This window comes from Streptomyces zagrosensis, from assembly GCF_014203645.1.
Lineage (GTDB): Bacteria > Actinomycetota > Actinomycetes > Streptomycetales > Streptomycetaceae > Streptomyces > Streptomyces zagrosensis.
The window spans coordinates 319,631-339,812 of the sequence record NZ_JACHJL010000003.1 but is presented as its reverse complement, the minus strand read 5'-3'; the positions used below and the strand labels follow the sequence as shown (position 1 = coordinate 339,812).

18 protein-coding genes and 2 pseudogenes are annotated in these 20,182 nt (G+C 69.1%); 6 read left to right on the top strand and 14 right to left on the bottom strand.

The annotated features are described in order from the left end of the window. The first annotated feature begins 270 nt into the window (after positions 1-270). Both FHS42_RS08355 and FHS42_RS08350 read left to right on the top strand, forming a co-directional pair. Positions 271-1,029 carry an ABC transporter ATP-binding protein gene (locus tag FHS42_RS08355; protein WP_184570758.1) on the top strand — a complete coding sequence of 253 codons (759 nt, stop codon included), beginning with the start codon at positions 271-273 and terminating at the stop codon, positions 1,027-1,029. Beyond that, on the top strand, positions 1,026-2,783 hold the full coding sequence (locus FHS42_RS08350; RefSeq protein WP_246494373.1) for a transporter: 1,758 nt from the start codon (positions 1,026-1,028) through the stop codon (positions 2,781-2,783). Before FHS42_RS08355 ends, FHS42_RS08350 begins: the two co-directional genes overlap by 4 nt. 576 nt (positions 2,784-3,359) lie before the next feature. Here FHS42_RS08350 and FHS42_RS08345 read toward each other — a convergent pair. Continuing rightward, positions 3,360-4,199: an SDR family oxidoreductase gene (locus FHS42_RS08345; protein ID WP_184570406.1), complete on the bottom strand. Its 840-nt coding sequence runs from the start codon at positions 4,197-4,199 to the stop codon at positions 3,360-3,362. Positions 4,200-4,292: 93 nt separating this feature from the next. On the opposite strand from FHS42_RS08345, the gene FHS42_RS08340 reads away from it, so the two are divergent. Further along, the gene (locus FHS42_RS08340) at positions 4,293-4,664 is read left to right on the top strand and encodes a winged helix-turn-helix transcriptional regulator (RefSeq protein ID WP_184570404.1); all 372 of its coding nucleotides are present in this window, start codon (positions 4,293-4,295) and stop codon (positions 4,662-4,664) included. Between the two features lie 69 nt (positions 4,665-4,733). Here the strand turns inward: FHS42_RS08340 and FHS42_RS39035 are convergent. The 13 genes and pseudogenes from FHS42_RS39035 to FHS42_RS08275 all read right to left on the bottom strand — a co-directional run. Further along, positions 4,734-5,294 (bottom strand): annotated as a pseudogene (locus FHS42_RS39035) (Tn3 family transposase); the annotation flags it as partial. Then, positions 5,206-5,391, bottom strand: coding sequence for a hypothetical protein (locus FHS42_RS08330; protein WP_184570400.1), 186 nt, complete (start codon positions 5,389-5,391; stop codon positions 5,206-5,208). The gene FHS42_RS08330 and the pseudogene FHS42_RS39035, both read right to left, overlap by 89 nt. A 415-nt stretch (positions 5,392-5,806) precedes the next feature. Beyond that, a complete protein-coding gene (locus FHS42_RS08325; protein ID WP_184570398.1) occupies positions 5,807-5,947 on the bottom strand; it encodes a hypothetical protein in 141 nt (46 codons plus the stop codon). Positions 5,948-6,291: 344 nt separating this feature from the next. Then, entirely contained in the window at positions 6,292-9,357 is a 3,066-nt protein-coding gene (locus tag FHS42_RS08320) for a bacterial transcriptional activator domain-containing protein (protein WP_184570396.1), read from the bottom strand. Between the two features lie 135 nt (positions 9,358-9,492). Next, complete coding sequence (locus FHS42_RS08315; RefSeq protein WP_184570754.1) at positions 9,493-9,933, bottom strand: Tad domain-containing protein; 441 nt, start codon at positions 9,931-9,933, stop codon at positions 9,493-9,495. Between the two features lie 236 nt (positions 9,934-10,169). Beyond that, on the bottom strand, positions 10,170-10,607 hold the full coding sequence (locus FHS42_RS08310) for a TadE/TadG family type IV pilus assembly protein (protein ID WP_184570752.1): 438 nt from the start codon (positions 10,605-10,607) through the stop codon (positions 10,170-10,172). Positions 10,608-10,692: 85 nt separating this feature from the next. Continuing rightward, entirely contained in the window at positions 10,693-11,208 is a 516-nt protein-coding gene (locus FHS42_RS08305) for a TadE family protein (protein ID WP_376772546.1), read from the bottom strand. A gap of 137 nt (positions 11,209-11,345) precedes the next feature. Continuing rightward, a complete protein-coding gene (locus tag FHS42_RS08300) occupies positions 11,346-11,594 on the bottom strand; it encodes a hypothetical protein (protein ID WP_184570394.1) in 249 nt (82 codons plus the stop codon). A gap of 81 nt (positions 11,595-11,675) precedes the next feature. Next, positions 11,676-12,623: a type II secretion system F family protein gene (locus FHS42_RS08295; RefSeq protein ID WP_184570392.1), complete on the bottom strand. Its 948-nt coding sequence runs from the start codon at positions 12,621-12,623 to the stop codon at positions 11,676-11,678. After that, positions 12,620-13,654: a type II secretion system F family protein gene (locus FHS42_RS08290; RefSeq protein ID WP_246494372.1), complete on the bottom strand. Its 1,035-nt coding sequence runs from the start codon at positions 13,652-13,654 to the stop codon at positions 12,620-12,622. The genes FHS42_RS08295 and FHS42_RS08290 overlap by 4 nt, the downstream gene beginning before the upstream one ends. 6 nt (positions 13,655-13,660) lie before the next feature. Then, positions 13,661-14,968, bottom strand: a complete 1,308-nt coding sequence (locus tag FHS42_RS08285; RefSeq protein WP_184570390.1) for a TadA family conjugal transfer-associated ATPase — start codon at positions 14,966-14,968, stop codon at positions 13,661-13,663. 629 nt (positions 14,969-15,597) lie between these two features. Then, positions 15,598-16,467 (bottom strand): annotated as a pseudogene (locus FHS42_RS08280) (hypothetical protein); the annotation flags it as partial. Between the two features lie 34 nt (positions 16,468-16,501). After that, the gene (locus FHS42_RS08275) at positions 16,502-17,224 is read right to left on the bottom strand and encodes a hypothetical protein (RefSeq protein WP_184570388.1); all 723 of its coding nucleotides are present in this window, start codon (positions 17,222-17,224) and stop codon (positions 16,502-16,504) included. A gap of 260 nt (positions 17,225-17,484) precedes the next feature. Between FHS42_RS08275 and FHS42_RS08270 the strand changes: the two genes are divergently transcribed. From FHS42_RS08270 to FHS42_RS08260, 3 genes are all read left to right on the top strand, one after another. Next, positions 17,485-18,162 (top strand): hypothetical protein, encoded by a 678-nt coding sequence (locus FHS42_RS08270; RefSeq protein WP_184570386.1) that lies wholly within the window; start codon positions 17,485-17,487, stop codon positions 18,160-18,162. A 173-nt stretch (positions 18,163-18,335) separates the two neighbouring features. Then, positions 18,336-19,202, top strand: coding sequence for a hypothetical protein (locus FHS42_RS08265; RefSeq protein ID WP_312866771.1), 867 nt, complete (start codon positions 18,336-18,338; stop codon positions 19,200-19,202). A 296-nt stretch (positions 19,203-19,498) separates the two neighbouring features. Continuing rightward, the gene (locus tag FHS42_RS08260; RefSeq protein WP_184570384.1) at positions 19,499-20,110 is read left to right on the top strand and encodes a hypothetical protein; all 612 of its coding nucleotides are present in this window, start codon (positions 19,499-19,501) and stop codon (positions 20,108-20,110) included. Positions 20,111-20,182: the final 72 nt, after the last annotated feature.

Below are 20,182 nucleotides of genomic sequence, written 5' to 3'. Positions count from 1 at the left end.
GGGCGTGCGGCCGTAGGGTGGGCGGTGAGCGGGGGCGGCACGGACCTCCGTGAGACGTCGGAAGGCACACCGGTGGCATCGGAGCCAGGGCACACCAGCTCGGGGACAACGGCAGGAGAGCCGCTCCCCCTCACCACGACCGGAGCCGGAACCGAAACCGAGCCTGGAACCGGGATCGAGACCGAAGTCGGGACTGAACTCGGCTCCAGCCCCCAGGAACACACCGAAACCGGAGCAGCCGGCGATACGGACGCCGGGCGGCCCCCCGCGGTGCGCGTAACCGGGCTCTGGAAGCGGTTCGGGGAACAGGTGGCCGTGGCCGGCATCGATCTGGCGCTGCCCGCCGGACAGTTCGTCGGCCTCGTGGGTCCGAACGGCGCGGGCAAGACCACCACCCTGTCGATGATCACCGGCCTGTTGCGGCCTGATCTGGGCCAGGTCGAGATCGCCGGGCATGACGTATGGCGCGACCCCGTGGCGATCAAGGCGCGGATCGGGGTGCTCCCCGAGGGGCTGCGGCTGTTCGAGCGGCTGTCGGGGCGTGAACTCCTCGCGTACACCGGTCGGCTGCGCGGCCTGGACGGTGACGAGGTGGACAAGCGGACCACCCAGCTCCTGGACGTGCTCGACCTCGCGGGCGCCCAGCACAAGCTGGTCGTCGATTACTCGACCGGCATGCGCAAGAAGGTCGGACTCGCAGCCGCGCTGCTGCACAACCCGGAAGTGCTCTTCCTCGACGAGCCGTTCGAGGGCGTGGACCCGGTCTCCGCCCAGACCATCCGGGGCGTCCTGGAGCGCTACACCGTGTCCGGGGCCACCGTCGTGTTCTCCAGCCATGTGATGGAGCTGGTGGAATCGCTGTGCGACTGGGTGGCCGTGATGGCCGGCGGGCGCATCCGCGCACACGGCCCGCTGGCGGAGGTACGGGGCGCCGCGGCCTCCCTCCAGGACGCCTTCCTGGAGCTGGTGGGCGCGCACGACAGGGACCAGCGCCACGACCTCGACTGGCTGGGCGGCGGCGCCCGATGAGCCCACAGCAGAATCCTTCCGGCACGGCGGCTCATTCCGACCCGCCAGCGGTACCGAACCCGGCGCCCTCCCCCGCGGGAGTCACCGCTGCGGGAATCGCCGCCGCGGGAGTCACCGCCGCGAGTGCACCCCCGGTGGTCTCCTCGCCGCCTGCTCCGCCCTCCACCGGCGCGCTGACTGCGGTCTTCGTCACGTTGAAGCTGTCGCTGCTACGCAATGGGCTGCGGCAGTCGAGCGGGCGGCGATTCGCGTATATCTCCTCGATCGTGCTCGTCGGCCTCTTCGCCGTGCTGCAACTCCTCGGCCTGGTCGCGCTGCGTGGGCATGAGCACGCGGCGGCCCTGGTCGTCATGCTGGCCGGGGTCGTCGCGCTGGGTTGGGCGGTGATGCCGCTGTTTTTCCCCGGCGGGGACGAGACGCTGGACGCGACGCGGCTCGTGATGCTGCCGTTGCGCCCGGGCGCCCTGGTGGTGGCCCTGTTGGTGTCCTCGCTGGTCGGCATCGGGCCGCTGTTCACGCTGACCCTCGCGGTCGGCTCGGTGATCGCCATCGCGCACGGGGCCGCGGCCACCGCCGTCGCCGTACTCGCCGTGTTGCTGACGATGCTGGTGTGCGTGGCGCTGGCGCGTGCGGTAGCGACCGCGAACATCAGGCTCCTCACCAGCCGCAAGGGACGCGATCTCGCGCTGCTGAGCGGGCTGTTCATCGCGATCGGAGCGCAGGCGGTGAACCTCGGCACGCAAAAGCTGTCCGGCGCGGGCGGGCTCTCCTCCCTGGAGCCGGTGGCGGACGTGCTGCGCTGGGTGCCGCCGTGCGCCGCGGTGGACGCGGTGTGGTCGGCGAGCGACGGCGCGTACGGAATCGCCGCGGCTCAACTCGCGCTCACCGCCGCGCTTCTGGCGGGCCTGATGTGGTCCTGGCAGCGCGGCCTCACCACGCTGATGACCTCGCCTGACTCCTCAACCCTCCAGGTGGTCGAGGAGCGTACGGGCCGCCCAGGCACACCCGGCCTGGTCAGGTTGCTGCCCGCCGGCCGAACGGGCACGGTGATGCTGCGTACGCTGCGCTACGCGTGGCGCGACCCGAAGACCAAGGCCGGCTGGGCCACCTCGCTCGGCATCGGGCTGCTGCTGCCAGTGGTCACCGTGGCGCAAGGCAATGGCAGCGTGTACGCGGCGTGTTGGGCCGCGGGACTGCTCGGGCTTCAGATGTACAACCAGTTCGGGCAGGACACATCGGCGTTTTGGATGGTGGCCCAGACCATCGACACCCCGCGCGCGGCCTACCTCGAACTACGCGGCCGAGCCCTGGCGCTGGCCCTGGTCGCCCTGCCGTACGTAACCGTGGTGGTACTCGGCTCCGCCGCCCTCATGGATGACTGGGCAGCCTTCCCAGGGACCCTCGGCCTATCGCTGGCCCTCCTCGGCGCGCTGCTGGCAACGGGTGCGGTGGCCTCGGCCCGTTACCCGTACTCCATCCCGCAGGACAGCGGCTACAAGAACGTCGTTCCAGGCCAAACGGGCCTAGCCACGCTCTCCGTCATCGGCGGCATGCTGGTGGGCGCCCTGCTGTGCGCCCCACTCCTGGCCCTGACCATGTGGCTCCACCTCGCCGGCCACCACGGCCTGCTGTGGCTGATCCTCCCCGCGGGCGCGGCCTACAGCCTCGCCCTAGCCCAGGCCGGGCTCCGCCTCGCGGCCCCTTACACGGCCTCGCACCTGCCGGAAATCCTCACCGCGGTGAGCAAGGGGTGATTCTTCCGCTGCCCGCTTCGCTCGATTCCCTCGGCCTCAACCAGCCACGGAGCACCGACGAGTTGAAGGATCGCTGCCGCTGCGGCGGCGCGGCTCGTGGGGGGCGGCTCGTGGGGCGCGGAATCCGCTGCGCTGCGCGGCGCGGTCAGTCGGTCGGTCAGTCAGTCAGTCAGTCAGTCAGTCGAAAAGGGCCGCCCGTGCCCGCGTATGCCGCACGGGCGGATCGGGCCTTACCTGTCGTCACTGTCGTCACCGTCGTCACTGTCGTCAAACCCTGTCAGTAATCACCGTCGAATCTGATGGGATTCGGGCCGCCGCGAACCCCCGGATCGCACGGGTTCATAGGACGCGTCGCCCGCCTGTCGGCAAACGATCGTCTGCCGACAGGGCGGGGCTGATCACCATGTTCCTAGACACACAAGGCCAACGGGTTCGGCTGCACGTCGCTTCACTGTGGCTACCGCGTCGGTTCCGGCCCGGCTGGGGCCATGTCGGCGTCAGCTTCGGGTCAGATCCCTCGGCTGTCAGCAGTGGATGGCCGAGCACGAAGGGCAGTGCCAGCGGCGCTGACCAGTCTCAGCGGAACGCGGCGACATTGCGGGTGGCCCACTCGGCGAAGGGGTGCGGGGCGCGGCCGAGTACCTGCTGCACGTCCGGGCTGACGCGCAGTTCGGCCGGGCTCGGGGAGCCGAGGATGTCCAAAGTGTCGTTGGCGAGCTCCGCCGGCATGCTCTGGGACATGGCGGTCTTGGCCTCGTCGCGGGTGAGCTCGTGAAACCTCACTGGCGAGCCCAGCGCGGCGGCGATGGCCTCCGCCTGCTGGCGCGGAGTGATCACCTCCGGTCCGGTCAGCTCGTAGACGCCGCCGGTGTGTCGGTCCTCCAGCAGGCAGGCTGCCGCGACCGCGGCGATGTCCGCCGGGTCGATGATCGGCACCCCGACGTCGCCGAAGGGCGCGGCGACGACCTGTTGCGTGCGAACGGACTCGGCCCACCACAGGGCGTTGGAGGCGAAGCCACCCGGCCGCAGGATGGCCCACTCCAGGCCGGACTCCCGCAGCGTGTCTTCCAGTGCGCGCATCGCGATCCGTGTTTGGCCGGAGGGCCTGGTCACCACGCCCAGCGTGGAGAGCAGGACGACCCGGCGGACCCCGCTGGCCGCAGCTTCGCTGATGATGTCGGCAGGGTTGGCTCCCGTGGCGTGCAGGTCGCCGGACAGCAGCAGGAACAGCGCCTTCGCCCCGGCCAGCGCAGGCTTGAGGCTGGCCGGCTTGGCCAGGTCGGCCACCACGTGGCGGACGCCGTTCGGCACCGCCGCCGTGTGCCGGGAAACTGCCGTCACTTGATGGCCCGCCTTGGCCAGCGCCTGCGTCAACGGCCGGCCGATATTGCCGGTAGCCCCGGTTACCACGATCATGGTCCAGCTCCTTGTCAGATGTTCTGTGTGGCCGTCACGCTAGGAGCAAGGGCTAACTTTTGGTAAGGGCATACCTTAAGGTAAGCTCATCACGTGGCGGAAGGCGTGCAGTTCACACGGGCCGAGGCGGGCAAGCGGTATGACGTGCTTCACACGGTCTGCCCCGCGCGCGATGTGGTCGACCATGTGACCAGCAGGTGGGGCATCTGGGTACTGATCTCTTTGCGGGGCAACGACCTCCGGTTCTATGAACTGCGCGAAAGCATCCAGGGCATCAGCGAGAAGATGCTCGCCCAGACCCTGCGCGCGCTGGTCCAGGACGGCTTGGTCTGGCGGGAGGTCGAGCCGGCGACGCCACCCCGGGTCACCTACGGGCTGACCGAGTTCGGCCGGGACGTCGGCGAGCCGCTGACGGAGCTGTTCGACCGGATCACACGGCGACTGTCGGCGCACAGCACGGAATAGCGTGGTAGCGGTTGGCACATATCCCCGGCGCGATGGGTGACCTGCTGAGCCAGGTCTTCACGTCCCAGTCGGGCCCACCTCCTGAAGCCGGTCGGCGAGCTGCTTTCATCCTGCGTCAGGTCCCACACCGGCTCCGCCAGTTGCTCCGGCACGGGCATGTCCAGGCTCGGCCCGGCCAGCACGTCTCCTCGACCGCGTCCCCATCGAGCCCGTCCAGCAGGCGGGCGCGCGGGTTGGATCAGCGGTGCGAGGGCGAGGCAAAGACGTCGCGGTTGTTCAGGGCCCGGTGCAGTTGTTCCAGCGCGCACACCGCGTACGCGTCCCGGTTACGCGGCAGCGACAGGAATGGGCGCACCGTGGTGTACCGGGGCGCCAGCACGGCCCTCATCACGGCCTCGGCCGAGCCTTCGTCCTCGGGCAGCAGCGAGACCGCCGTGGCCGCGGCGGTCATCACGGCGGCGCGCGGGGCGACTTCCTCCGACGCCGCACACAGCGCGGCCACGTCCAGGTCCGTGCCGTGTTCCTCGACAGCTCCAGCTCTCTAACAGCACCGTCGCCACCCCGTGCGAGCGTGCGCGATGCCTTTGCCCGCGCCGGCGGCCGGCGCAGCCGCTCCAGCTTTGAGAACCGAGAGCCCGCCGGCGTCTTCGGCTCCGGCCGGGTCGGCTCCCTCATTGAACGTGCCGTACGACGCCGCCTGCTCGTCGGTCAGCAACTCCACTGGCATCAGCGTGAAGCTATCGGCGCCCGGAGCCACTCAGGGACCTTCCACCCAACGTCGTCGCCATGCCTGTCTCCTGTGCTGGGCGCCGCGGTCACTGGCTTGGCGTTAACCGCTGTACCGATGTTCCATCTGCCGCCAATTGCCTCTGATGCGAACTGGCGACGGTATGCGCGTCGCGCCGTCCAGGGCATCGGCCAACGGGCCGGACGCGGGAAATGGGGCGGCTCGGTTGACGCTCACGATAGCGGCTGTGAGGCGGGGGCTTCATCGGCCCAGGGGGCTGACCTGCGAGTCTTCTGAAGATTCGCAGAGATTGCGATTTTCTCGCGCCTGATACGACTCACGGAGTGGTGGGCGTATGGGGTTCGACGGTTCGACACCAGGGGCGGCGAGGTTGCTTCTCACCCCTTCCCAGCCCCTAGTTTCCACACTGCTCCCAGGGATCTGGGGTGCCGTGGGAGAGGACCAGGCCGTACGACTTCATCACCTCGCAGTCGTTTTGCTCAGTCCACTGGTAGGCCAGGAGGGACCAGATCGCGAACGCGATAACCGCCGCCACACCCGGCAGGCTCCACCGCGACCGCCTTCCGGAGTCGCCTTCATCGTCCCGGGGCGGGCCGGTGGGCAAATCCCTAGGCGGTTCCCAACCCGGCCCCTTGTACCCCCGGGGCCGCCACCCTTTCTCATCGTCCGGCATGCCCACCAGTATCCCGGGCATCGGTCGAACTGCACCTCGTCCGCGCAAAGTTGCCGGTTCCACTCCAGTCGTAGCCGACTGGGCAGCCGGCGCCCGCAAGGCCGTAGCCCGTGAGGGGTAATACGGCCGGCCGCGCGCAACCGGCCGTCGCGGCGCTTGGGCACCACCGCCGGAACCGGTCCGACTGCGCCGACAGCGGGCCCGCATCAGTTCGCCACCGCCCGGCCACCACCCCGCCAGGTGGGCAGGAGTTCGTCCAGCAGGGCCTCGGTGCGCGGTGGGAGGCCGCGGGCGCCGCCGCTGAGGGCCGCGTTGCGGTCCAGGAGGCCGGTGGCCGTGGCGGCCAGCAGGTCCGTGTCGCCGGTGGCGTGGGCGGCGCGGAGTAGTTCGTTCCACAGCCGCTCGTCCGCCGGGGCAGAGGCCAGCGCTCCGTTGAGGGCTTCCATGGCCTTCCGCGGCTGCTCAGCGTCGCGGTGGTGGGCCGCGAGGGCGAGCGCCACATCGGCCACCAGGAGCGGCAGTTGGGCCTCGACGATCTCGTGGGACAGCCAGCCGTACCGGCCCTGCGGGCGGTTCGCCAGGAGTGGGCCGCGGGCCAGTGCGAGCGCGTCGGTCAACAGGCGCTCGCGTATCTGTGCGCTGCGCGCGCCCCGGCCCTGGGTGGCCTCGTGGTGCAGGGTGCGCAGGACATCCAGGTCGGAGACGACAGAGGGGGCGAGGGTGAGGCGGCCGGTCGCATCGGCCCGCAGCCGAGGCGCGGTCGTACCCGCGGCACTGGCAGCGGCCCCGACAGCAGCACCAGCCCCCGTCCCGGCGCCCGCTCCCGCCACTGCGCCGGCGGCTGGCCCAGTCCCCGGGTCGTCGCCCAGCCACTCGCGTAGCCGCTCGACCAGTGCGTACCGCACGTCCTCGGTGGCGCCGCGCGGCCACAGCGCGGAGGCCAGGACGCGCGGGTGGACACCCTCGCGGTGCAGCAGCAGCAGCGCCAACGCCTCGTGCAGCAGCGCGGCGCGCTGATCGTCCGGCGTGTCCAGGCCCATGATCTCGTAGTCGCCGAGCAGTCGCGCGTACACCGCGGGGCGGCCGGCCTCACTGATGTCCACCAAGAACGGTGGCCGTCGCGTGCCGGGGCCCGCGGCGCCACCGGCTGCGCCATCGTCCGGGTCGGCGGCGGCGAACAGTTCGACGACCGCGCGGTGCTGGTCATCGGGCAGTTTCTGGGCGGTGAGTTCGAGGCCGAGCAGCGGGGCGCGCAGACGCCCATCGGCGGTGATGTCCAGCTCCCAGGTGGCGCCGGGGAACTGCTCCTGTGTGGTGCCCACGAGGTAGCCGATGCCAAGTCGTCCGGAGTCCGCGGCGAGTTCGGCGAGCTGCGCGGACTGCTCGCTGGTGGGTTCGGCCGCGAGGAGTACCAGATGGGGGGCGCGCTGGGTGTGCTGGGCCTGTCCGGTGCGGCCGGTGAGCACCGAGTCGTGTCCCGCTACGCCCAGTGCCGCGCGCCGCTGCGACGTCTCCGCCTCCATCGTTTCCACCAGCGCATCGACGCCGTCCAGGTGTCGAATGCGGGTGGGCGCGAGGGCCCCGAGTTCGGCGCCGAATCCGACCAGGGTCAGCGTCAGCCGATCGGACCAGCCGCTGGTGGCCAACTCCGCGGCAACCGATGCGAAGACGGCGGTACGGTCCGCCTCCGCGCCGGTCAGCGAGACGATGCCGGGCACCGCCTCCAGGTTGAGGAGCAACCGTGCGTCGTCGAGCGTGCCGAGGCTGACCAGGCCCGGGTAGGGGGCGGCGGTGCCGTCGTCCTCGTGTGTGGTGATCGCCGAGCGCCGCACCCGCCAAAACGTCTGGTCCTGCCCGAGTTGCCACGGCAGCGGCGGTTCGTCGGACGGTGCGGCGAGTTGGAGGTGGATCTCGGTGCCGGTCAGCCAGGCCGCGTAGACGATGGGCAGGTTACGCCCGGCTTCCGCCAGTGCCGCGGACAACCCCCGCAGCGAGCTGTCCAGGTCGCGTACGGCCTCGGGGTCGGCGCCCACGAGCAGCGCGTCCTCGATGCGGGCAGCCGGGCCGGTCGCCGTGAGGTCGATGCCGCTGCCCAGGCCCACCGCCGACATGGCGGCCTGCCACAGTGCGGCCCTACGGCGCCGGCCGAGCGCGGCCAGCAGCCCGGCGGCCAGCAGCGGGGCGCCGATCAGCGCCTCCGACAGGCCGAACGGGGAGCCTTCGGCGGCATCGGTTGCCTTGGTCGGCGGGGCGGGCCGCGGCTGGTCGGGTGCCGAGGGCTGGATGGGCTGCTGGGCGGCGATGTCCTGGGCCTGGTCGGCGCGTTCGGTGTCGAGCTCGCGGTGCGGGGTGCGGCTGGACTTGTCGTAAGCGCGGATTTGCTCCCGTAGATCCGTGGTGATCTCCGGGGCCTGGTCGGGCATTTCGACCAGTTCGCCGCCGTGTGCGTCGGCGGGCATCTCCATGATCCAGCCGGGGCGGATCAAGCTGGCCTGTGAGAGCTTGGAACCGTCGGGCTGCACCCGGTCCTTGTTGAGCTGGTAGATCTCCCTGTACCGGCGGCCGTCATCCAGATGCCGCTCGGCGATCTCCCACAGCGAATCGTGGTGCCGGCCCTCGGGCGGCTGGATGCGGTAGAACTTCGTCTGCCGCTGCTCCTCACCCACCCGCGCGTTCCCCGAGCCGCGCCCGGAGGGGTCGATCATGCGCTGGTGTTGGGCGGCCGGATGGTTCGCGCCGCCCGGCCCGGCGTGGTCGCCCTGCTGGCCGGGGGTCTGCTGGGCGGTGGCGACGGAGGAGCGGGTGTTGTCGCCGTACGCATTGCTCAGTTGGGACAGTCCGGGCGTAAGGCTCGCCGCGGTCGCACCAACCAGCAGCAGCGCCGCCACCAGTTGCCTGGCCAGCAACTGACTCGGCCCGGCGCCCGGCACCCGCGAGGGCATGCCGACCCCGGACAGCTCCGCCTTGCCCTCGACGAGCACGCACGCGGCGAACTGCGCCCAGGCCAGCCACACCACCGCGGTGAGCACATCGACGAACACACTCGCGGTGATCGGCTGCCGCACCGTCTCCAGCGTGGGCACCTCATGCGGCAGGGGCCATCCGACGAAGTACGCGAGCGCCGCGGGTACGCCGATGAGCAGGGCAGCCAGCGCGATGAACGCGAAGAACGCCTTGACGAAGTTGCCTGCCGTACGGGTACGCACGGGCAGCGGCCTCGGCTGCGGCTGCGAGCCGGACGGACCTGGGGTGGGGCGGGCGGTGCGCGCCATGGGCGGGATTCCTAAGCCTTGGGTGGTCGCCGGGTGGGCGACGGACGCTGAACGGGCCGAAGGGGACGGGGCTGCCGCGGCGGCAGCGGGCAGCGGGGGCGCCGGGGCCGCTCAAGTGCGCGTACGCGACGCTGCTCAGCCCACATGGGACTCCGCCTTCGACGCACCCCGCACCGTGAAGGAACCGTTGTAGAACAGGCCGGTCAGTACGGGCTCGTAGGTGAGCCGAATCTCCACCTCGACCTGTTCGGCGTTGGCCGACACGCAGCGTGACGCGGCAACGTCCGGGCCGGATAGCCCGGCCTCGCGTGCGAACTTCTTCACCCGCGCTCCACAGTTCTCGTAGTTGATGGGGGCCCTTTGGCCGCCGCTGTCGCGCAGCGCGCTCTCGTCAATGTCCTGCGCCGCGTACCGGGCCGCCTGCTCGGCGATATCGGCGGCACGCTCGCGCTGCGAGATGGACATCCCGCCGTCCACGACGAACGCGGCCAGCGCGAGAAAGACAAACGCGAAGAGGATGACGGCCGCCGCGCCTGAGCCACGATCCGCGAGGCGCGTGGCGTAGCGGTCACCGATGCGCCACGCACAGCGATCGGCGAACCGGGCCACCCCCGAGGACGGCGGACGAGCCGAGGGCGGCAGATGGCCCGGCCCCGCAAACTGGGCCCGGCCCGGCAGCGCACGCTGGGCACGCCGCAGCAGCGCACGCTGGGCACGGCCCGGCAGCAGAATCTGGAAGCGGCTCCGCCGCGAGGGGAGGACCTCGCCAGGCCCCACGGCAACGCCGCAGCTGCGCCGCGTGTGTCGGGCCTTCACGACGCCCTCCGGTACGGGTCGATCGGTGAGCTTGCGGTGGCCTTGACCGTGCTGCCGATGTCCAGACCGATCATGTCGAGCCCGCGCACCTCGCAACTCACCTCGACCTTGAAGAAGCCGCCCGGTTCGAAGCGGGAGCCGGTCATGCGTACGTCCACGGAGCCCACGCACACGTCCTCCAGGTCGGCGGCGGCGGCCTTGCGGGCCTCGCTCATGGCCACCCCGTAGTCGTGCTGGATGGAACCGGCCCGCGCGGCGTCACGCGCGGCACCGTCCACCGCGCCCCGGCCGTCCACCAGCTGGCCGAAGCCGACGAGTACCAAAATGAACAGGATCATCACCGGCGCGAGGATGACCACTTCGACGGTCGAAAGACCCCGGTCGCCGGCGCGCGCCCCCCGCGTCCGCAGCGCCCGGCGTGCGACGCCCGCCATCCGCCCGGTCAGCGCGGGGTTGAGCCGGGCGAGCGTGCCGCAGCGCCGCACTGCGGTCTTTCGTTGGTCAGCAGGCCGCACCGTGTCAGCCCCTGTCCTCGACGAACCGCTCGATGGGGCCCTGCGACCGCGCGTGCACGGTAAACGTCATGCCGGGGAAGACGGTGGGCACATCGGCCTCCACCTGTACCCCGACCGTGTCGGTCCGCGGCGTGAGAAGCGTGACCTTCGGCTTGATCAGCAGCTTCGGGCCGAGTTGCTGGATGTAGCTGTCGGCCGTGCCGCGCGCCTTGCCGCCCCAGCCGCCGGGGTTCTCGTCCGCCTCGGCCCGCGCCTTGCGCGCGCCCGCCTGCGCCGCCGCCTGGGCGACGTGGTCGGCAAAGAAGTAGAGAGCGAACTGCACGGTCGCGAAGATCATGAAGAACAGCACGGGAGTGAGCAGCACGAACTCGATCGCGGTCATGCCGCTGTCACTCATCCGGCCCCCGCTGGCACGGCGCGTACCGCTGCGCTTTCTGGCGCGTGCGCGGCCATCGCCGCGCATGGCGTCCAGCCTGCGGCGTACGCCACGGCGCAGCGCGCCGTCCACGGTTCGTCTCATGCCGTCATCCCCGTCGTCCCGTCAGTCCCCGTTGCTCGCCCCGCCCGCTGGGCCGGTGAGCCCGGTGCTGCGCCCTTGTGCCGCTGCACCGCCCCGCCGCCGGCCGGGCTTGCGGGCCGTGCGCGAGCGGTGCGGCGTCAGCAGGTCTTGCTGGCGTCCGCGCCCTTGATGCAGTCGCCTACCTTGTCCGCGCCATCGCTGAGGGCGGCGTTGATGATCGCGGCGACGACGCCGACTATCGCGACCACGACGGCCGAGATGATGACCCACTCGACGGCGGATGCGCCGCGGTCGAGTTCGCCCGAGCGGGCGCGCTCCACGCGCCCGCGTACGAAGGCGAGCAGCAGATCAACAGCCGGGTGGCTGAAGCGAGATCCAAAGTTCATGGTGGTGAGTGTCCTTTCAGGTGGTGGGGAGAGAAGCGAGGGAAGACAGACCGTGGAAAGAAGGCGGTGTCGGCAGCATGGTCAGACCTCGAAGACACGCATCGCGGCCGGGAAGATGAGGAAGACCAGAAACCCCGCACACAGCAGCAGTTGTGCCACCAGCATCGACTGCGACTTCTCTCCAGCGCTCCCTTCGATCTCCGCGAGCTCTCGGTGCCGCATCGTTTCCGCGCGCGACCCGAGGGATTCACGTACCTTCGCGCCGTCGTCCGCGACCAAGGCGAGTGACGACGAGAGGTCCTTGAGTTCATCGACGCCGAGTTCCTCACCGAGGTTCCCTAGCGCCTGCCATTGACTGGTACCGGTGATCCGCGCGTCCGCGAGGGCGTTCTTGATCCGCCGCAGCGCCCAGCCGTCGCTGACGTCGGCCGCCGCCATCAGCGCCTCGGGCAGGCCGCGGCCCCCCGCGAGGTTCATCGCCACCAGGTCCAAGTACGCGCCGATCACCCGCCGCAGATCCCGCCGTTTGTCCGCGGCGTCCCTGCGTACCTCCAGGTCAGGCAGCATGAAGAAGACGGCCCCAAAGAGCAGCGCCATCCATACCGGAATGATCGGGCTGCTGCCGAAGCCCAGCGTCCACACGATGACGAACACGAACGGGCCGAAGAACACACCAGCCGCGGCCAGTAGCGCCTTCGTCGCCAAGAACGACTCCCAGCCGCGCTCAAGCACCGCCAGATCGGCCCGCAGCGACCGCTGTTCCCAACCCTGCTGGAGATACAGGTCGGCAACCCGCCGCCCGACCCGAGACCTGGCGGCGTCAAGCCAACCCTCGGGCGCCGGCGCGCCACCCGGCGCGAGGCCGCGATCCGCAGCCGCGTGCCCCGAGCCGCGCGCCCGTAGCGCGTCGATCTGTGCGACCCGGGCCACAGCGCCGCGCTTGCTGGGCATCAGGGCCCGTATCAGCACGTAGACGCCGAGGCCGAAGACGGCTCCGACCAGGACCGGCATGGTGAAGCTGCTGTTCATCGCGGGGTCACCCCATCGCCGTACACGGAAGCCGGCGGGCCGCCCGAACGAGACGGCCCGCCGGAGTCACCCGAACCGGTCTGCCCGTACGGGCCCGGCGCGCCCGGCTGTCCGCCCACGCGCGGTCGTACGGTACGCACCGGCATCTCATCCCGGGTCAGGAATCGGTCCGGGGTGTCGATGCTGGACAACTTGCGCAGCCACCAAAAGCCCATCGCGAACAGGGCACATACGCACGCGAGCACGAGTTGCCCCACCGCCGTCCCGTACGGCTCGACAAAGTCCCGGTTGAAGATGGAAAGCCCCAGGACGAAGGCGATCGAAACGCCCACCACGATCTGCACGCTGCGCCGGGTGCTGGCTCGCTGCGCCATGACCCGTTGGCGCATGTCCACCTCTTCGCGCGCCGACTTGGCGAGCGCGCCCAGGACCTCGCGCAGCCCTGGGCCGCGCAGCTTGGAGTTGAGGATGAGGGCGGCGATGATGATGTCGGCGGATGCGTCATTGATCTCGTCGGCGAGGTGTTGCAGCGCATCGGGCAGCGGAGTACGCGCCCGCAACCGGTCCACCAGCGCATCCAGGTGCGGGCGCAGCGCGGGCGCCGCCGCCCGCGCCGATGAAGGGATGGCCTGCTCCAGGCCGACCGCGCCGGCGATGGTGTCGCGCAGCGACTCGGTCCAGGCGGCGAGCGCCTCGACCCGGCGCATCGCGGCCCGTTCCTCGGCGGCGCCACCGAACAGCCGGTCCCACACGAAGACCAGCACGCCCGCCGCGACGCCCGCCACGACCCAACGGGTCAGCAGCAAAACGACCAGGCCGACGCCGACCGCGAGCGAGCCGCGGCGGCTGGCGAACCGTGCGAGTTCCGCGGCGCGCTCACCCGCCTTCGCCTTCTCGTGGTCGGGCTTGGGCGGCAGCCCCCGGATCGCGATGATCAGCAGCGCGACGCCGCCGCCACCGACCACGCCGGACAGCAGGGCGTACAGCGTGGGCAGCGAGAAAAACCCGCCCATCGACGTGACTCCATTCATACGGCCCTACCCCCAGGCCCCGGTCGGGCGGTAGCCGAACGCGGCCAACTCTTCCAAGCAGGTGACCGGCGCATGCGGCACGACCCGACCATCGGCCGTCTCGATGAACACCTCGCTGGAGAGCACCCGGCCGTCCACGCCGTTGACCTCGCGTACGGATGTGACGCGGCGGCTGAGCGAGCCGCCGATGTGGTATTCGTTGCGGCGCTCGACAAAGACGACGAAGTTGATCGCGCCCGCCACCAGCATGTGGGTCGCTTCGATGGGCAGCCGCTCGTTCGCCTGGAGCGCGTAGGTGGAGATGCGGTTGAAGACCTCGCTTGAGCTGTTGGCGTGGATGGTCGAGAGCGAGCCGTCGTTGCCCTGCGACATGGCGTTGAGCATGGTGACGATCTCGTCGCCGAGCACCTCACCGACGATGACCCGAGAAGGGTTCATACGCAGCGAGCGCCGCACCAGCTCCGCCATGCCGATCGTGCCCTGGCCCTCGGAGTTGGGCAGCCGCTCCTCGAACGCGACGACGTTGGGGTGCAGCTCAGGGAACTGGTCGAGCCCCAGCTCAAGCGCCCGCTCCACGGTGATCAGGCGCTCGCTGGGCGGTATTTCGTTGGCCAGGGCCCGAAGCAACGTGGTCTTTCCTGCGTTGGTGGCGCCCGCGATCATGATGTTTTTACGGGCCCGCACGGCGCACGCCAGGAAGTTGCCCAGCTCCGGGGTGAGCGTGCCGTTGCCCACCATGTCGGCCATGAACACCTTGCCGAGCCGCGCCCGCCTGATGGACAACGCCGGCCGCCGGGTGACGTCCATGACGGCCGACAACCGCGAGCCGTCCGGCAACCGCAGGTCGAGTTGGGGGTTGGCGGTATCGAACGGCCGCGACGACAGACCCGAGTACGCACCGAGCACCTGGATCAGCTCGATCAGTTCCTCATCGGTCTCGGCAACCGGCTCGCCCTGCTCCTCGCTGCCGTCCGCGTACCCGATGAAGACCTGGTCACAGCCGTTGATGTCGATGTTCTCGACCTCGGGGTCGTCCAGGAGGGGTTGAAGCCTACCCACACCGAACAGCGCGGCGTGCACGGCTGCCGCGTACTGCTCCTCGGTCTCGGCGTCCAGCGGCGTCCGGCCGAAGTTGATCTCGGCTCGGGCGTAGTCCTCCAGGATCTGGGCGATGACGGCCCGCGCGTACTGCCGCTCGTCCTCCGGGGTCATCGGTGCGGCGCCGGCGGCCTGGTCGAGCCGGCGCTGATCGGCGATCCGGTCGCCGGCCTCTTGCCGGAAGCGCTTGACGAGCTGGTGATCGACGGTACTCACCAGCCGGCTCCCCCGCCAGCCTGGGGCTCATGCGGGGCGGGCCGTGTGTCTTGTGTGCCCTGTGCGGCTTGCGTGCGTTGTACGGCTTGCGTGCGTTGTGCCCCCGGTGTCTCCGGTGCCCCCGGTGTCCCTGGAGTCCCCGGTGTCCCTGGGGTCCCCTGTCCGTACGAGCCGGTCCGCGGCGGCTGCGCGCCCTCCTGCGGCTGCGTGGGGCGGAGCGGCTGGTGGAGTTGCTGGGTGCGCTCGTTTCGTTGGGAGTGCTGGGCTTGTTGAGGGCGCTGGGCGGGTGGGAGTTGTTGGTTCTGCGGGGGTTGTTGGTTCTGCGGGGCCTGGCGGTTCTGCGGGGGCTGCGGGGCTTGTTGCTGCTGCTGGCTCTGCGAGGGCTGTTGGCCGCGTTGGTCCGGTTGGCCGGGCATCGGCTGGCCGGGCGTGGGGTGACCGGGCATCGGCTGGCCGGGCGTGGGCTGATCCGGCATCGGTTGGCCGGGCTGCCTGGGCTGGTCGGACTGCGCCGGGTAACCCTGCTGCCCCTGCTGCCCTGGGTAGCCCGATGGCTCCGGCTGGGCGCCGGGTCGCGCTCCGGTTCCGGGTACGCGACCGGCTCCGCCGACACCACCGCGCGGGGCTCGGCCGCCGGGGCCTGCACCGGGGCCAGGGCCACCTCCCGCACCGGTACGCGGCTCCGTACGGGCCGCTCCTGCGAAGGCCGCGCCGAACTGCTCGTGCAGATCGCCGACGACCTTGCGCGCCGAACGGATGAGCAGCGACTTGTCCAGCCGGCCGCGCTTGCGGCCCGCCAACTGGTCCGCGCCGGAGGCGTCCTGAGCAATGACCCCCACGACGCGGGCCCCCGCCTGCGCGGCCACCAACATGTCATTGACCTGCGCGACGATGCGAGTCGCGCTGCCGGCATCGGCCACCAAGAGGACGCCGATCAACGGCGTGCCCAACTGGGCGGAGCCGCGCTGCACCCCGTGCAACCTGCTCGACAGGGCGGCGGCCCGGTCCCTGATCCGGGCGAGTTGCTCCGGTTCCGTACGCGAGACCAACAGCACGATCGAGGCGTACGGGAACATCTCGACCGCCACCGAATCGGCGCCGATCCGGCCGCAGTCGGCGATCACGTCGGATGGCCCATGCGGTGAGTCGCCGAGCCCGGCGAAGGCCCGGCCCAACATCGGCCACAGCCCGGCGAGCCCGGCCGACTGCTCCGAACTGCCGAGGCCAACGAGCACATCGAGGCCGCCCGACATCGGCTGGGCGTGGTCCCACAACTGATCGGGAACCAGGCCCCGGCGTGCGGTCGCACCGATCGACAACATGCCCGTGTTCGGGTCCAGCAGTCCCCCATGCGCGGCGGAACCGCGGTAGACGAGATCCCCGCCGGCCGGGTCCGCCTCGGCCAGCAGCACGCGCCGCGGCCAGACGGCGGATATCGCAACGGCGGCCGTGGTGACCCCGGGCGAACCCTTGTCGGCGGCGAGAGCGATGAGCGCCATATTCTCCTACGTCCTTCGTCCCCTGGCGCTGTGCTCAGTTACCGCTGTCGGTGCCGGACACCTTGACCACGGAGACCTCACCATTGGCAGCCGACTGGGTCAGCGCGGGCGCCTCGTCCTGGTTGACCACCACGGCGACGGGAAGGTCACCGCCGCTGCCGTCGTTGGCGCTGGTCACGCTGTCCACGGTGGCGTTACGCACCAACAGGCCGCGATCGCCACTCGACGCGTCACTATCCCCAGTGGAACCAGCGGAGTTGCTCTTGACGTCCCCTACCCGGTAGGCGGCAACGACATCACCGGTCTTCAGGCCCCGCGGATACTGCCCATCCTTGAGCGAAAGCCCAACTACGACCTTGCCTTCGGGCAGTCCCTTCTTGTCGGTCAGCATCGGGCCAACAAGAAGTGAACCTCCCACAATGTCGGCGGTGGCACGGTAACTGGAGAGCGCATTCCGCTGCTTCCACTTCACATAATCGATGCCGGTATCTTCGGCAACCATCACCGGCTTCATGGCGGAGGTGGGGATCGGCTTACCCGCGCTCACCTTCTCCGTAATCTTCACCACCTCAATACGGTCACCAGCGCGCAGTACCAAGACAGTTGCTCCAAGTGCGCCAACGAGGATGAGCAGGACGGCAAGCGCGGCGAGCGCCGGTTTCCGTTCGCGAGGTGCGGAAGGGAGCCTCACCCCCACTGGCTGACCAGGCACGGAAGCCCTACCGCTGCCCGCCCCCGTGCGCTCTTGGATCTTCACGCCACTGCTCCCGCAAGTTATGTCCGTATTCAGGCATTTGCCCGCTACAGTCGCTGTCGCACGCTTAACCGGCAGACTAAGAGACTGTCAAGTCATCGCACCGTATCAGCAGGCTATAGCCGCCTCAAGGCACATTGCCGGCACCTGCCACTTCGTCAGGCTCGCCGTTATCCGGCCGCAATGGAACCGCCAACATTGCCTAGTGCATCCATGTCATCATCGGGGCGTTTCTCATCGAACACCAACGGGAGATACGTACGTTGAACACTCATACCCGCACCGGTACGGGCATCGCGCTGCTCGTAGCCGCATCGTTGGCGCTGACGGCCTGCGGAGGCGACTCAGACTCGGACTCCAACGCGGACAGCAAGGACAAGATCAAGGGCGCCGAGCAGTCGTCACAGTCAGCCACGCCCAATAACTCGCTGAGCCCATCGCCCTCGGATGACGGAATTGACCGACCTGACATCAAACTGCCAGAGGATGTGAAGAACGTCTTCGAGGACAGCAAGACGGGCGATGCGAAGAAGGACGCGGTGCTGGCGGACAGCGCACACGGCATCAACGCGATCGATGAGGCCGTCACGAGCGGGAAGACCGATCGGCCGGCGCTCAGGTTTTACCTGAAAACCGATGGCCTTATGTCAGCTTTGCAGTACATCCAGGGCTATTACGAAGCTGGCACAACTTTCACCGGCACCACGCGCTACTACGACCGAAAGGTCACGTTCCTCGAAAACGGCTCAGCGGTCGTCAACTACTGTTCGGACGAGTCCAAGGCAAACAGCAAGGATCGCAAAACACAGAAGGTCAAGGAGCACACGCCGGGACCTCTAGATTACGGTTACTACACTAGCCGACTCACGAAGAATGCATCGGGTGTTTGGCAGACTACAAAGGTCATTTCGGGGGATGGGAAAGAGAAATGCCAGGCATGAGGTGTTCCGGCCTTCGACGTACAACCGTCATTGCTATAGCGCTGCTCTTCACGACCGGCCCGATAACTGCTCACGCTGAGGAGCCGAAAGGTGGCAAGGGTGGAGGGCGGGTAGGGGACGGCCAGGGCTCCGCCGGAGAACAGACGGTCGCCGCAGAGGTCCACGTATCCGGCGTGCAGACCACCGTCAACGGCAACCCCGGCACCACAAAAAAGGGCAACCTCACGCCCCGTAACACCAATTGGAAGCCACCCGCCTGTTGGTACGAGCCCAAGTACACCCCCAAAGAGCTCAAATCCATGATCGAGGGCTTCGAGGACATCGAGTTCATGGGTATCGGCCCCATGATCGCCGGTGCGTTCAAAGGGATCTTCCAGACCGAAAAGTACGACGACTACAACATGGAGAAACAAGGCAAGGGCCAGTTCTGGGTATCGGTCGTCAACGAGAACCGCAAGGACGAACCGGAAGCCATGTCGTGCGACAACCCGCCCTTCTGGGTGGACGAGGGCGCGACGCCGAACGAACCGCTCGCCGTCTCAACGAGGATTCTGGCCGAGTACGCCTACGACAAACTCCCCGTGCCTGACACCGACATCACCATGAATCCGGCCGGGAAGCAGACCGTCAACCTCGACACCTGGGTATGGCTCGACAAGGCCAAGTTCCAACCCGTCTCCGTCACCGCAAGCCTGCCCGGCACCGGTCTTTCTGCCACCACAACCGCCAAACCCGTGGCCCTCACCATCGAGCCGGGCACCGCGGACGCCGAACTGCACCCCTCCTCCGGCGAATGCCGCTTCGCAAAGGACGGCAGCATCGGCACCCCCTACACGAACGACAAGAAGAACCAGACCCCGCCCTGTGGCGTGACCTACCTCCGCGCCACCAACAAGACCGGCCCACACCCACTCAAGGCCACCCTCGCTTGGGAAATCTCTTGGTCAAGCAGCACCGGCGAAGGTGGTGACCTTCCCACCGGAACATTCGGCGCCACCACGAACGTCACCGTTGGCGAGGTGCAGTCGATCAACCGGTAAGGCAGCGCCGTTATCCCCCCAGTGCACCACCACAGCCGTCAGCATTCGTTGGGTGCGGATTGCCGTCTCGCCGTGAGCCCTAGTTGCCCCGAAAGCAGGCCGTCTCTCGTCCTGTGGCAGGCTGTTGAGCAGGTGCTGGGTACGGAATACCAGTCGGCAAGACCTGCTGGCAGAGCAGACGGCATTGGGGGCAACGAAAGGAGAGCGCAGTGGCGTTCGGTAGAGACACAGCCGGGCGAGAACCTGCGGTGACGGCCGTCGAGTGGGCGAACGTAAGAGAGTTCACCATCGGGGGCGTGGAGCGGCCTGTTACGCCCAAACGCAAGCGCTCCGTGCGCGGTCCACGGGCGATCCGGGTCCCCAAGGGTGGAAAGGACTATCGCGTGTACGCGCCATGCGCGTTTTGCCGTCCCGCCTCCCGGCCCGCTCCGCCCGACAGTACCGGCCCTTGGCTGTACGAGGATGAGGCGGCAGAGCGGCTGCTCTGCTCCGTTGACAAGGGGGCGGAAGCGGAAGGTGGGCAGGGTTACCACGTCCGGGATGGCCAGGGCGACACCATCGGTACCATCCATCGCCTGCCGCCATCGAAGCGGATCTTCAAGCACACATGGCGCATAGAGCAAGTGGGCCACCCGGAGATCATCGGCCGTAATCAGTGGGCCAGCGGAGACACCAAAGACATCGTGGAACATGGGGTCACCAAGGTATTTATGGGTGCTCTGCAATCCGCTGTGACGTCCCTGGGGTCGGAGAGCAGCGACCACTCCGAGGGCGCCGGACGCACGCTGGAATGGCGCTCTGACGGGCATGTGGTGATGGTGTCCCAGGGCAGTAAATGGGTAACGATCAAGGCGGATTGGATGGATCGCCGTCTCGCGTTCGCCTTCGCCCTCATTGGTGACGACTAGCCTCGTTTGGCGGCTAAACGGCCCTGAGTACGTGGCGGGCCGTGGCGGAACCGATTTTCACAAGGTGCAGGC